The sequence below is a fragment of the Pseudoalteromonas sp. 3J6 genome, assembly GCF_903995135.1.
Taxonomy (GTDB): Bacteria; Pseudomonadota; Gammaproteobacteria; order Enterobacterales; family Alteromonadaceae; genus Pseudoalteromonas.
Window position 1 is genome coordinate 116,644 of record NZ_LR877185.1, and the last position, 14,343, is coordinate 130,986.

The window sequence follows — 14,343 nt, forward strand, 5'->3', positions numbered from 1 at the left end:
CTCCTAGCGTGATAATGTTTTAAGAATATCGGCAAATACACCCGCAGCTGTTACTGCAGAGCCTGCGCCATAACCACGGATAACAAAGGGACGCGGTTGGTAGTATTGACTTAAAATAGCCAGCGCATTTTCACCATCACGAATTACACTTAATGCATGTGATGAATCTACCGCTTCAATACCTACTTTACAGTGGCCATTTTTAATTGTGCCTACATAGCGAAGTACTTTACTTTCACTAGCTGCACTTTGAATACGGTCGTTAAAGCCGGTATCCAGGCTTGGTAGTTTTGCCATAAATTGCTCAACGTTGTCACCTTGGGCGAAGCCTTGTGGTAACACCGACTCCACTTCTATATCACTAAGCTCTAATTGCATGCCTGCTTCGCGGGCAATAATGAGTAGTTTACGTGCTACGTCTGTTCCCGATAAGTCATCGCGAGGATCGGGTTCAGTAAAGCCGCTTTCTTTTGCCTTAATTGTTGCCTCAGAGAGTGATAAACCATCTTCAAGGGCACCAAACATATATGAAAGTGAGCCCGATAAAATACCACTAAACTCAAGTAATTCATCGCCGGCACCAAACAACGATTGCAAGTTATCGATTACAGGTAAACCTGCACCTACGTTAGTTTCGTATAAAAACTTACGATTATTTTTATGTGTAGCTGCTATTAAATCTTGGTAATACGTATATGAGCTCGTGGTGGCTTTTTTATTGGCAGCCACAACGTGGAAACCCGCATTTAAAAAATCGACGTATTGCGAAGCCAAGGCATCTGATGAAGTACAATCAACTAGCACAGGGTTAACCAAGTGGTTTTGCTTAACAAACTGTTCTACTAATTTTAAATCAAATGCTTGCTCTGATTGCGTTAGTTTTTGTTGCCAATCATCAAAAGCAATGCCTTCACCATCAAGGTGTAATTGACGAGAATTAGCCACACCGTATAGGTTTAATTTAATATTACGCTTTTCAAGCCATGCTTGTTGACGTTCAAGCTGGTTTATTAGCTCTTGACCGACTAAGCCACATCCCAATAAAAACACATCGATTGAAGGCACATGAGTGAAAAAGTTTTCATGACAGATTTTAACCGCGTCATTACACAACTCACCATCAATAACCGCAGAAATAGCGCTTTCAGTTGAGTCTTGCGCTATGGCAACAATGTTTACTTGTGCTTGAGCAAGCGATGCAAAAAACTTAGCAGCTAAGCCTTTATGTGCGCGCATGTTATCGCCCACTAGCGTTACAATTGCTAAATTACGTTGCACATTTACCGGCTCAATTAGGCCTGCTTTTGACTCTAAGTCAAAGGCTACTTGCAACGCATTTAACGCTAGATTTAAATCACTTTCATGAACACAAAAACTGATGCTAAATTCACATGATGATTGAGTGATCAGGACGATTGACACGTTATCATGCGCTAATGCATTAAATACTTTCGATGCCATGCCCACTTTGCCCTTCATACCAGGGCCCGAAACGGTCAACATAGCTAAGTTTTGTAGGCTTGAGAGTGCTTTTACTGGTTCATCAGATACCGTATCGTTACTAATTAGTGAGCCTTGCGCATCTGGGTTATGAGTGTTTTTAATTTCGCATGGCACTCCAGCTTTTGCACACGGTAGGATAGTTTTAGGGTGCAACACTTTAGCGCCAAAATAAGAAAGCTCCATCGCCTCTTTGTAAGATAGGAAATCAACCTTAGTGGCTTTTTTGATATAACGCGGATCGGCGCTGTATACACCATCAACGTCAGTCCATATTTGGCACACTTGCGCCTCTAAACACGCTGCAGCAATCGCCGCTGAATAATCAGAGCCATTTCGACCAAGTGTTGTAAGCTCACCTTTATCATTACTTGCAGTAAATCCAGGCATGATGTAAACCGTTGCTGGCGACTCTTTTAGTACCGCTTGAAAACGGGCTTTACTGGCGACTAAATCGGCCTCAGCGTCAATGTGTCCACCCGTTGAAACAATACAGTCTGTTGCTTGTAAATAATGCGCGTTATGATCGGCTAGTAAGCTTTGCATTAGCGATACGCTAACACGTTCACCAAAGCTAATAATAAAAGCCCTGATTTTGTCTGGGCAACACTTAATAAGTGCAACCCCATCAAGCTTATTTTTCAATTCGTTAAAGTCTGGCCAGTTTTGAACTGTTCCTTGTCTTTCCTCTACAGCTGCTTTTAAAGCATTGCAGCGGGTAACAAGTGCATCCCACAACGGGTTGAAATCCAGCCCCTGCTCTGCGGCACTAGCCAGCGCAACAAGCGAATCTGTCATACCGCCAGGCGCTGAAAGCACCAGTAACATTTCATCTTTTAATTGTGCCTTAGCCAGAGCAGCTACTTGCTCTAAACAGGCAAAGTCAGCGAGCGATGAGCCACCAAATTTTAAAACGCGCATTTTTATGTTTCCTCATTCCATAAAACGAAAAAAGGCCTGTGTTCTAAGTGAACACAGGCCTTTAAATTTGTTGCACCGACCTATGCCACTATCCAGTAAGAATGGTGGTTGTAATAATAATGGTCGTTACAAGACTAAATGTTTTCATAGCTTAAGACTGCCTTAACAAAGGCTATTCTGTCAACCCTAAATTAGAAGATAAAACAGTCTTTTTCATCATGAATTTTATTAATAAATGCCAAACTTATGCAAAACGTCGTTAAGTTGTGCTTTATTAATCGGTTTGTGAATAAAATCGATTGCGCCGAGTTGCGCTACGCGATCTCGCATTTTTTGTTGAATATCTGCAGAAATTACCAATACATAAGTTTCTATTTTATTTGCTTTGACCTGCTCAAGCACTGCAATCCCATCCACTTCAGGCATGGTTAAATCGAGGCATAAGAGATCAAAATGCTTATGGTGTAATAACGCCAAGGCTTCTTTACCATTGGTTGCCTGTTGAATATCAGCATCAATACACTCATTTAAACAGCGGATCACTTGTTTACGAGCAACAGTTGAGTCATCACAGACTAAAATAGAAAAACGCATCATAATGACAATTTAATTAAACTCATATAAAACACCTAAACCCACGCTAAAATTAATTTGCTTACTCAGGCAGCAAAAAGTCAAAAATATAACCAACATAAGTAGCGAGCAGGTTATTTACTGTATCTTTTACTAACGTTATCAATAAAGTGCATTAATGCACAATAAAAATTAGCAAAATAATTCTACCTAATTTGAAAACAAACTAGCGAAACACACTATGCTTTATTGTTAAGTTCATGAGGTAATCCTTATTTAAGATCGCAAAATAACAATATAATAAAATATATGTTTATTTTTAATGATTTATTAACTAATGTTTATAAGCGTACACTAATAGTTGAATAATTAAAGGAAATACAAGTCCCTCATGCCGCAAAAAAGTCTTTCAACAAAGTTACTCACACGAGTTTTATCGGTTTATTTTATACTGACTTTTGTGGTGACCTGCGGACAAATCTTCGCAGAGTATGTTAATACCAAAGATTACATACGCGATGAGCTCGGCACACTGCAAAAAACATTTGGTAGAAGTCTAACCCGAGCAATTTGGGAGTTAAATATAAAACAAACCACAACAACCGCAGAAGGATTACTTGATATACCTATGGTTGAAGGGGTTATTATTCGTGATGATAACGGCGCTATTATTTCTCAATTAGGCCGCGCGCTAAACATTCACAACCTATATAGTCAGCAACTTGTCCAAGAAGACGTGATTGTAGAAGACGCCAAAGCAGGTTTATTTGGTTATACATTTCCGCTTATTTTTGAATTTTCAGGTCGCGCCACCCAAGTAGGTGATGTGACTTTATTTTCTAGCCGCGACGTGATCTTTAGTCGCATCATGCTCTCTATTTACTTTTTAATTGGCAACGCCATGATTAAAACCACCTTTTTAATCATCTTGTTTTTAATCGCATTTAGAAAGCTGCTAACGGAGCCACTCACACAACTTACTGAACAAATTGAATACCTTGAATTAGAAGAGCTCGATGGCCAGCGCGTTAAAATTGTCACTGACGAAAATAACGAACTAAAAGTAATGGAGCGCTCTTTTAACAATTTGATCTCTAAAGTTGTTGAGTATAAAAAAGAGTTAAAGCAAACCCAGAATGACCTAATCGAAAGTAATCAAAAACTAGATCAACAAAATTTGCAGCTTGAACAAGATGTAGCGCGTAAAACATCAAACCTTAGCCAAGCAATGATCGACCTACAGCAACAAAAATATGAACTCGAACGCCAAAAAGCAGTATTAACTGAAGAAGTTGACCTACGAAAGCAAACTGAGCAAGAGCTGCTAAGTAAACAAACCCAACTACAAAACTCACTCGATGAACTAAGCTTTGCGCAAGAGCAGCTTGTTGGCTCAGAAAAAATGGCGGTATTAGGCGGTTTAGTGGCGGGTATTACTCATGAAATTAATACCCCTATTGGTATCGGCGTAACTGCGACTTCATTTTTACATGAGCGTTTAACTGAAATAGAAACTGCGTTTAAAAACAAATCGCTATCCTCTTCAGCACTGGAGAGCTTTATTAATGATGCTGCACAAAGTGCTCAGCTACTCTCTCACAATTTAGAGCGCGCATCTGACTTAATCACCAGCTTTAAACAAATCGCAGTTGATCAAGCCAGTGAGGCGCTAAGAACCATTAACTTTAAGGATTACATTAATGAGGTTATACGTTCTTTACATCCGCAAATTAAAAAAACATCCCATAGCATTCGCCTGCATTGCCCTGATGATTTAATTATTAATTTACCTGCGGGGGTGATCAGCCAAATATTTACTAACTTAATTATGAATTCATTACTGCATGGCTTTGAAAATATAAACAGTGGCCAAATTACCATAGATGTAAATACCGATGAAAACGACTTAGTCATTAATTACCAAGATAATGGTATCGGGTTGAAACCGGCACAACTTAAGCGTTTATTTGACCCATTCTTCACCACAAAGCGTGATGAAGGTGGCAGCGGCTTAGGTGCTCACATTATTTTTAACCTCGTAAAACAAACACTCAATGGCAAAATTGAAGTCAGCAGTGAACCCGACCAAGGGTTACATTACCGAATTTCGTTCCCTAAAAATATGTCATCCCCCCTGCCACTTTTTAAACTCGATTAGCCGTTTCTAGAAGCGGCTTTTATTGCTATGATTGCACAAATTTTTTAAATGGATCATTTCCCTATGTGGTTTAGTAACCTTATATGCTATCGCTTTAAACAAGACGTTTCGTACACTCAAGAAGACTTTGACAAGGCGTTAGAACAAGATCTATTTCGTCCATGTACTGGCCAAGAGTTGGCGACATTTGGCTGGACAAAAGCATTTGGTAAACATGGTGAAACTTTGTCTCACTTTTCACAAAAAAGCATTTTAGTGTGTGCCAAGCGTGAAGAGAAAGTGTTACCGGCATCTGTAATAAATGAGCTTGTTGCAGAGAAGGTTGATCAGATTGAAGCTGAAGAAAATCGACCAGTAAAGAAAAAAGAAAAAGATGAATTAAAAGAAAACATCTTGCACACGCTACTGCCACAAGCATTTAAAAAGTCGAGCCTACAGTTTGCGTTCATAGACCAGGAAAATGGTTGGGTTGTAGTTAATAGCGCAAGCTTTAATAAAGCTGAAGAGCTTCTGGCGTTACTACGTAAATCATTAGGTACGCTACCCGTTGTTCCTGCGTTTGCTAACTATGATTTAGATGTGTTTTTAACTGACTGGCTTACTAACTTTAGTACTCCAGAGGGCTTCGCTATAGGCTCTGATGCTGAGCTTGAAGAAGCGGATGACAGTGGAGCCCAAGTTAAGCTTAAAGGCCATGACTTAGCGTGTGACGAAGTAAAATCGCACCTTGAAAGTGGTAAACGCGTCACTAAGCTTGCCTTGGATTGGCAAGAACGCGTTAAGTTTATGCTACAAAACGATGGTTCAATTAAACGTTTAAGCTATAGCGAAACACTTAAAGAAGAAAATGCCGATATTCCTAAAGAAGATATGGCGGTTAAACTAGACGCTGACTTTATTCTTGCATCTGAGGAAATTAAACAGCTTCTTGAAGAGCTTACTCAAGGCTTAGGTGATGCAGACGATTTAGCGTAAAAGCTTTATTAAATAGTATTACAAATAAAAAGCACGATACTAATCGTGCTTTTTATTGTTCAAAAATTTAGCTAAACATTTCTTTTACGTCTTCAACCATGTGCAAGTATTCCTCATTCTCTAACATTTCTAATGAAGGAAAAATGCCTTTATCAATATAAGTTTGTAGCGCCGCAGATTTATCTGATACTTGTAGGGTTCCCTCAAGGATTGCACCAATGCGAATGAAGTCGATATAACTCACTTCAGTAGAGCGATAGTTAACATCTGCCCAGTGCTGTGCAACTTCTGCAAACACGTCTGGGAATTCCCATGCTTTCATAATTGAGCCGCCAATTTTACCGCTTAAGCGTTGAATTGCGTGCGCTAAAAAACTCGGATTGGCAAACACTTCTGGGTGTCGCTCAGCCTCAGTTAAAATCGGTAACACCCCAATATTATAAACCAATGAAGCTAGTGTAATGGCATCACGGTTAAGCGAAGTGTGAGTATTTCTTTTTAAATAAAACTCCATCAATGAAATAGAATGCGAGGCCACATGCAGCGTTTTTTGCCACGCCTTGCCCATGTATCCCTTTATTAGCTCATTATTAGATACAAACAGCTGCTCCATTGCCATGGCTGTAGCTATATTTTTTATTTGTCTCAAGCCAATACGTGTCACTGCTTGATGTAAGTTAGACACCTTTACAGCACGGCCCATAATGGCACTATTTGCTACTTTAATCATTCGCGCAGACAGTGCAGGGTCATGTGCTATTGCATCTGACATTTGCATTAAATTTACATCTGGATTGTCAGCGGCTTGACGAACCTTAATAGCTACCTCTGGTAACGTAGGTAACACCAGTGTGTCGTTGTTAATTCTGTCAACCAAAATTGTGAGTAAGGCATTTTCTGTAGACATAAAATATCCCTTTGCTTAATGACCTACACTTTACAGCAAGTCTTATATTATTAATTATTTCAAAGCTTAGCAGTACTAAACATATACCCAAAGTAGAAAAAATTGTAGATAATTATTGATTATTTACTAGTGCCCCACTGATTTATGCGCACTAACGCCTAATACTTGCTATTTGCTAGTGTGTTTTGCTTTAATGCAAACATGCTAAGGCACATTAACACGCTTTCAGTACCTTAACTTACAGTATACAAGTTATAAAATAGACTTTTTAAAGGCAATATAATGATCTTAAATAAAATTAGCCAAGCAATACTGCTCTCTGGCATCGTTTTTCTTAGTGCCTGCTCTGAGCAAGCACCGTCTTCAAGTAATACGCCGCAAAGCTCAGCGCCAACGGCTTCTCAAACGCCTTCTGGGCCAGCGCTTGTTAATATTGACCGTCAACGCTTAGACATATATACAGACTTTAGTTTACAAAGTGACTTATCACACTTGTCTGACAATCAAAAAGCTATGGTAGCTAAACTTATTGATGCTTCAAAAATTATGGATGATTTATTCTGGAAGCAAGCATTTGGTAAAGATAAAAAAGACTTTTTAGCACAACTAGATGATGAAAAAGTACGTCAGTTTGCTGATATTAACTATGGCCCATGGGATCGCTTAAACGGCGATGAAGTATTCTTATCTGGCTATAAAGAAAAGCCGCTTGGTGCAGGCTTTTACCCAGCCGACATCACCAAAGAAGAGCTTAATAACGCTGATGTAAAAGATAAAACAGGGCTTTACTCACTGATTAAACGTGATGAACTAGGCAACTTATACAGCACTCCTTATTCAGAAGAATATGCCGTAGAGCTTGCTCAAGCTGCTGAGTTACTTAGAGAAGCCAGCAAACTAGCCGACGATCAAGAATTCGCCAACTACTTAAACTTACGAGCTGACGCAATACAAAGCGATGACTTCCAAGCCTCTGACTTCGCTTGGATGGATATGAAAAATAATCCAATTGATGTCGTTATTGGCCCAATTGAAAACTACGAAGACCAATTATTTGGTTACCGCGCAGCTTATGAATCGTATGTTCTTATTAAAGATTTAAAGTGGAGCGAGCGACTAGCGAAATTTGCAGCGTTTTTACCTGAGCTGCAAAAAGGCTTACCTGTCGATAGCAAATACAAGCAAGAAGTACCGGGCTCAGATGCCGACTTAAATGCCTATGATGTTGTTTATTATGCTGGGCACTCAAATGCTGGCAGTAAAACCATTGCAATTAACTTGCCCAATGATGAGCAAGTGCAATTAGAAAAAGGCACACGTCGTTTACAGCTTAAAAACGCAATGCGTGCGAAGTTTGATAAAATTTTAGTGCCTATCTCAGAGCAGTTAATTGTGCCAGAGCAACGCAAACACATTACCTTTGATGCATTTTTTGCCAATACCATGTTCCATGAAGTGGCTCACGGTTTAGGGATTAAAAACACCTTAACGGGTAAAGGTACCGTTCGCCAATCACTTCAAGAACACGCTAGTGCTTTAGAAGAAGGTAAAGCCGATATTCTTGGTCTATACATGGTTGAACAGTTACTTAAAAAAGGTGAGATCACTGAAGGGACGTTAGAAGATTACTACACCACCTTTATGGCGGGTATTTTCCGCTCAGTACGTTTCGGTGCCTCAAGTGCACATGGTAAAGCAAACATGATCCGCTTTAACTTTTTTGCTCAAGAAGGTGCTTTTTCCAAAAATGAAGATGGGCTATACAGCATCAACATGGATAAAATGGGTGATGCCATGGCAAAATTATCGCGCCTTATTTTAACTCTACAAGGTGACGGTGATTACGAAAAAGTAGATCAACTCATTGCCACTCATGGCGATATTAAATCGGAACTTGCTAAAGACTTAGAAAAGTTAAGCAAAGCGAACATCCCTGTAGATGTGACCTTCAAACAAGGTAAAGATGTGCTTGGCCTTAATTAACAAAAGCTAATTAAATAAAAAGCGTTACATTGTAACGCTTTTTTATTACTTATCAGTATGCTTATTTGTCATTCACCACTTTGCGTACAACCGGTTCAAGGCTTGCCATTCCCCACTGCTTACCGATTTCAATCGCAGACTCTATATCTGTACCTTGCTGGTGGGCTGAAATAGCCATTAACGCGCCAACACGGTTGCTACTTGCACAATGAACAACCACCGACTCACCTTTAAGTTGCTCTAAAAGATTGGCTAACTGCTTTGCATTATCAGTGTTTACGTCTTTTGCACCCGCAATCTCAATTGCGTGGTAGCTCATTCCTAAAGAGTTGACTAACGCGCCTTCATCCCAGTCTTGCTCATCTGCTGCACGTAAATTAATAACATGCTTTACCTTGGCTTGCGATAATTGCTTAAACTGCTCTTTAGTCGGTTGCGCTGCTGAAAAAACCAGGTTGTTATGTGCTGCAAAGTTTTTAATGCTAACGTTATTTACCACATCCGTAGCTACCGGCTGCTCGCTCGCTATTACTGTTGAAACAGCAATGGCTGCTATAAATACACTAGTGCAGAGTTGTTTTATTAATTTCATACTATCCCCTCAAAATAACCCATTCTGATTTTAAAAATGCGTTTTTAATTGCTCTATCTGCTCATTAGTATAAGGGACACTTGGAAACTTGCCCCATACCGGCGCAGGCCATGCAATATCTGTTTTAAAACGCGCTATATGATGAATATGTAATTGCGGAACCATATTGCCAAGCGCGGCCACATTTAACTTATCAGGATTAAACACCTCAATTAATAAATGGCTGAGCTTAGCCGACTCTTGTAAATAAGTAATTTGTTGCTGCTCGGTTAAATCTATTATCTCTTTTAAACCCGCTATTCTAGGAACTAATATAAACCATGGGTATTGGCTGTCATTTAGTAGTAATACCTTACAAAGAGGCCAATCGGCCAGTTCAATACAATCTCTTGTCAGCTCTGGGGCTAAGGTAAATGATGTTTCGCGCATGTTAAATCCTTAGGTTATTTTACTTCACACTTTATAGCATTTAGTTGCAGTTGCACACGCTTGTGCTTTACCATCGGAGGTAATTTTATGTAAGTAAAGGCAATCCTGTGTTAAAAAAACTAAAACACCTCTCACTGGCAATCCCCCTGATGGCGGGCGCGTTAAGCGCTCAAGCAAAGCCGTTAACGCTTGAGCGCATATTTGATGATCCAAGCTTAGCTGGCAAATCTCCGGTACAACTTAAGTTTTCTCCCGATGGTAGCCGTGTTACCTACTTACAAGGTAAAGCAGATGACTATAACCGCTATGATTTATGGGAATATAATTTAAAAGATAACACCAATCGATTGCTCGTTGATTCAGCGCAATTATTTTCAGGCCCAGAAAACCTGTCAGATGAAGAAAAAGCACGCCGTGAACGCCAGCGTATTTTTGGTAAAGGTATTCTTGAATACAAATGGTCAAAAGATGGTAAAGCGTTATTATTTCCTCTTAATGGCGACCTTTATTACTTCGACTTAAAAACAAAAAATAGTAAAAAGCTGACTAACACTGAAGCATTTGAAACCGATGCGCGCTTTTCTCCAAAAGGGAATTTTGTGTCGTTTGTTCGTGAGCAAAACCTCTTCGCATTAGAACTGGCATCTGGTAAAGAAATTCAATTAAGTAAAGATGGCGGTGGCGTTATTAAAAACGGTATGGCCGAATTTGTGGCGCAAGAAGAAATGAGCCGCATGACCGGTTATTGGTGGGCAAATGATGAATCTAAAATCGCCTTTACTCGCGTTGATGAAAGCCCTGTTCGAGAAGCAATTCGTAACGAAATTTATGCTGATGAAGTAAAGCTATTTAATCAGCGTTACCCATTTACTGGCACTAACAATGTTGACATTCAACTTGGTGTTGTAAAACTTAATGACCAAGCAGTTGACTGGGTTGACTTAGGTGAAGATAAAGATATTTATATCGCTCGTGCTAAATGGTTAAACGACAGTAACACCCTGTCTTACCAATGGCAAAACCGTTCTCAGCACAATTTAGAATTACGCTTTTACAACAGTAAAACAAAACAGCAAACCGTCGCATTAACTGAAAAAAGCGATACTTGGATAAACCTACATTTTGATCTTGAGTTTTTAAAAGATAAAAAACATTTTGTGTGGGCCTCGGAGCGAGATGGATTTAAGCACCTTTATTTGTATGCTAATAATGGCCAACTTATTCGTCAAATAACTACTGGTGACTGGGTTGTTGATAGCTTAAAAGGCGTAGATGAAAAAAATGGTATAGTTTACTTTGCAGCGCGTAAAGATACTGCGCTTGAAAGTCACTTATACAGTGCGCCTTTATTTAAAAAAGGGGCAATTAAGCGCATTACTGAAAAAGGCCAATACCACAATGTTGTACTGGCAAAAGATAACAAAACCTTCATTGACACTAGTTCATCGGTGAATAAGCCAAATTCAGCAGCGCTGCGCAAAATCAATGGAGAGTTTATTACGTGGCTTGAAGAGAATAAACTAGACGACTCTCACCCACTAACTCCCTTTTTAACCGATTTAGCAAAGCCTGAGTACGGTACTATTACCGCTGAAGATGGCCAAGTTATGCATTACCGTTTATTTAAACCTACAAACATGGCTAAGGGTAAAAAGCACCCAGTTATTGTTAACGTGTATGGCGGCCCTCATGCTCAGCGAGTAACTAATAGCTGGCGTAGTAAAAACTTATACTTTCAATATATGGCGCAACAAGGTTATGTTATTTTTCAACTAGATAACCGCGGCTCTTACAATCGTGGTAAAAAGTTTGAAGATGCAATATATAAAAATTTAGGTGTTGTTGAAGTAGCTGATCAGATTAAAGGCGTTGAGTTTTTACGTACACTTGATTACGTAGACCCTGCACGCATTGGTATTTATGGTCACAGCTACGGTGGTTATATGGCGCTAATGACCATGTTTAAAGCAGGCGATTACTTTAGTGCCGGTGTTTCTGGCGCTCCTGTAACTGACTGGGCCTTATACGATACTCACTACACCGAGCGTTACTTGGGTCACCCTGATACAAATGCGCAAGGTTATACCGACAGTGCTGTTTTCCCATATGCTGAAGGCCTTAAAGGCCCATTAATGATTTACCATGGTATGGCCGATGACAACGTGTTGTTTACCCATGCAACAAAATTGTTTAAACAGCTGCAAGATAACAATCAACAGTTTGAAATGATGACTTACCCAGGCTCAAAACATAGTCTTCGCGGTAAACAAGTTCAAACTCATTTACATCAAACTATTACTAACTTCTTTAACCGTAATTTTAATACAAACTAACTAAGTTATTCGACTAAAGGCTGATACAAGTATCAGCCTTTTTTTATGCAAATAAGATATATTGAAACGTCAACAAACAATAATTAAATCCATTTAAGCATAGGGTAACTAAAAATCTAAGCCTGAGCGCGCAACTTGTATTGTATTTAAATTAACCGCTAACAACTAAATATAAAAATTCAATATTATGAAAATAAAGCTCTATTAGCCTATATTTTAACTATGCTTATTAAAGAGAAGTAATGCTCTTATACAGGAACATGTTTATGCTAAATCTCCGTCGTTTTACTATATTTCAACGTCTAGCCATTTTAGTAGGGATTGTAATATTTGGTTTAATTGTATTGAGTATTTCGAGCTTGAGTAACCAATACCAAGCGCTCAAAAACGAGCAATACCTTAAAACTAAAAATGTGGTAGAAACTGCATATAGTACTATTAAGCACTATGCAGCCCTTGAACAAAACCAAACTCTTACTCGCCAACAAGCACAGTCTCAAGCAATCGCCTCAATACGCTCATTGCGTTACGATGATACTAACTATTTTTGGATCAACAATTATCAGCCAGCCATGGTAATGCACCCAATAAAGCCAGCTCTTGAGGGAAAAGATTTAACTAATAATAAAGACCCTGATGGCACCCCGTTATTTGTTGAGATGGTTAGCGTTGTAAAACAATCCGGCGAAGGTTATGTGCCTTATAAATGGCCAAAGCCCGGTAATGACAACCCCGTAGATAAAATTGCGTTTGTTAAAGGTTTTGATCAGTGGCAATGGATAATCGGCTCGGGAGTTTATCTTGATACCATAGACAGTGCCTTTTCGCAGCAGCGCACTATCATCATTATCAACGTTGTTATTATGATTATTGTGGTGGTGTTATTTAGCTACTTTATTGGCCGAAGCATTTTAACGCCGACTCGTTTAGCAGCGCAGATGATGAAAGATATCTCTCAAGGTGAGGGGGATTTAACTCGTACTCTCAACGAAAATGGTAATGATGAAATATCTCAACTTTCGAGATCATTTAATTTATTTGTCTCTAAAATTAGAGAGTCTTTAGTACTAGTCGCCAAAAGCGCAAACGATGTAAACGAGCATGCCCATGCTGTAGATGATTCTAGCAAAACCAGCCAGTCGTTTATTGAGCTTCAAAACGACAGTAGCACCCAAGTAGCCGCTGCAATGGAGGAAATGACTCATCAAATTCATGATGTTAGCCGTAATGCCGAAGCCGCTGAACAAGCCGCAAATGATACTGCCAGTAATGCATCAACGGGTAAAAATGTGGTATCTAAAACGATTACCGCCATTGAAACCCTCTCGAGTAATATAGAAACCGTAAGCAAAGTAACCGCTGATCTTGCTCAAGAGAGTAATAATATTGGCTCGGTGCTTGATGTAATAAGAAGTATTGCAGAGCAAACTAACCTGTTGGCACTCAATGCAGCCATTGAGGCTGCACGGGCAGGTGAGCATGGTAGAGGCTTTGCCGTCGTAGCCGATGAAGTAAGAACCTTAGCAAGTCGAACAGGTAAAAGCACTGATGAAATTCAAGCCATGATAGCTAAACTGCAAGAAGGCGCTAAAGCCGCAGTTGAGGCGGTAAAATCTAGCCAAGAAATTTCTATTTCTACGGTTGAACAAGCCTCTTCAGCAAATACATCACTGGATGAAATAGACAGGTTAGTATCGGTGATCACCGATATGAACGGCCAAATTGCAAGAGCAACAGAGCAGCAAACATCGGCCGCAGATGAAGTGAACTTAAGAATTAACGATCTATCGCAATCAACGGAGCAATCATTAGGTAATACGAAGGATTTAACCCTTGCCAGCGACAAACTCAAACAAAGCAGTGTTGAATTATCTAGCGTGGTATCGCGCTTTAAGCTGAGTTAACCTGAATTCCGGATAATAAATCTATCTCAAGCTAGAGAAAATTAAACATAAATATCATTTTGATTCAA

10 protein-coding genes are annotated in these 14,343 nt (G+C 39.5%); 5 read left to right on the top strand and 5 right to left on the bottom strand.

Annotated features, from left to right (window positions below; translation table 11 throughout):
- Positions 1-3: 3 nt before the first annotated feature.
- Positions 4-2,421, bottom strand: a complete 2,418-nt coding sequence (gene thrA / locus P3J6_RS00515) for a bifunctional aspartate kinase/homoserine dehydrogenase I (RefSeq protein WP_198521978.1) — start codon at positions 2,419-2,421, stop codon at positions 4-6.
- 228 nt (positions 2,422-2,649) lie between these two features.
- Entirely contained in the window at positions 2,650-3,018 is a 369-nt protein-coding gene (locus P3J6_RS00520) for a response regulator (RefSeq protein ID WP_138605184.1), read from the bottom strand.
- Between the two features lie 367 nt (positions 3,019-3,385).
- On the opposite strand from P3J6_RS00520, the gene P3J6_RS00525 reads away from it, so the two are divergent.
- Complete coding sequence (locus tag P3J6_RS00525; protein ID WP_138605186.1) at positions 3,386-5,152, top strand: sensor histidine kinase; 1,767 nt, start codon at positions 3,386-3,388, stop codon at positions 5,150-5,152.
- 63 nt (positions 5,153-5,215) lie between these two features.
- Entirely contained in the window at positions 5,216-6,127 is a 912-nt protein-coding gene (rdgC, locus tag P3J6_RS00530; RefSeq protein WP_010390919.1) for a recombination-associated protein RdgC, read from the top strand.
- Positions 6,128-6,194: 67 nt separating this feature from the next.
- Here rdgC and P3J6_RS00535 read toward each other — a convergent pair whose 3' ends face one another.
- On the bottom strand, positions 6,195-7,034 hold the full coding sequence (locus P3J6_RS00535) for an HDOD domain-containing protein (protein WP_198521979.1): 840 nt from the start codon (positions 7,032-7,034) through the stop codon (positions 6,195-6,197).
- Between the two features lie 282 nt (positions 7,035-7,316).
- Here P3J6_RS00535 and P3J6_RS00540 point away from each other — a divergent pair, with 282 nt between their 5' ends.
- Positions 7,317-9,017 carry a dipeptidyl-peptidase 3 family protein gene (locus P3J6_RS00540; RefSeq protein WP_198521980.1) on the top strand — a complete coding sequence of 567 codons (1,701 nt, stop codon included), beginning with the start codon at positions 7,317-7,319 and terminating at the stop codon, positions 9,015-9,017.
- A 61-nt stretch (positions 9,018-9,078) separates the two neighbouring features.
- On the opposite strand, the gene P3J6_RS00545 is transcribed toward P3J6_RS00540, so the two are convergent.
- Together P3J6_RS00545 and P3J6_RS00550 are read right to left on the bottom strand one after the other, a co-directional pair.
- Positions 9,079-9,609 (bottom strand): phosphatase domain-containing putative toxin, encoded by a 531-nt coding sequence (locus P3J6_RS00545; RefSeq protein ID WP_010390914.1) that lies wholly within the window; start codon positions 9,607-9,609, stop codon positions 9,079-9,081.
- Positions 9,610-9,639: 30 nt separating this feature from the next.
- Entirely contained in the window at positions 9,640-10,038 is a 399-nt protein-coding gene (locus tag P3J6_RS00550; RefSeq protein ID WP_010390912.1) for an HIT domain-containing protein, read from the bottom strand.
- A gap of 107 nt (positions 10,039-10,145) precedes the next feature.
- On the opposite strand from P3J6_RS00550, the gene P3J6_RS00555 reads away from it, so the two are divergent.
- Both P3J6_RS00555 and P3J6_RS00560 read left to right on the top strand, forming a co-directional pair.
- Complete coding sequence (locus tag P3J6_RS00555; RefSeq protein ID WP_198521981.1) at positions 10,146-12,371, top strand: S9 family peptidase; 2,226 nt, start codon at positions 10,146-10,148, stop codon at positions 12,369-12,371.
- A 266-nt stretch (positions 12,372-12,637) separates the two neighbouring features.
- The gene (locus P3J6_RS00560) at positions 12,638-14,275 is read left to right on the top strand and encodes a methyl-accepting chemotaxis protein (protein ID WP_109875278.1); all 1,638 of its coding nucleotides are present in this window, start codon (positions 12,638-12,640) and stop codon (positions 14,273-14,275) included.
- Positions 14,276-14,343: the final 68 nt, after the last annotated feature.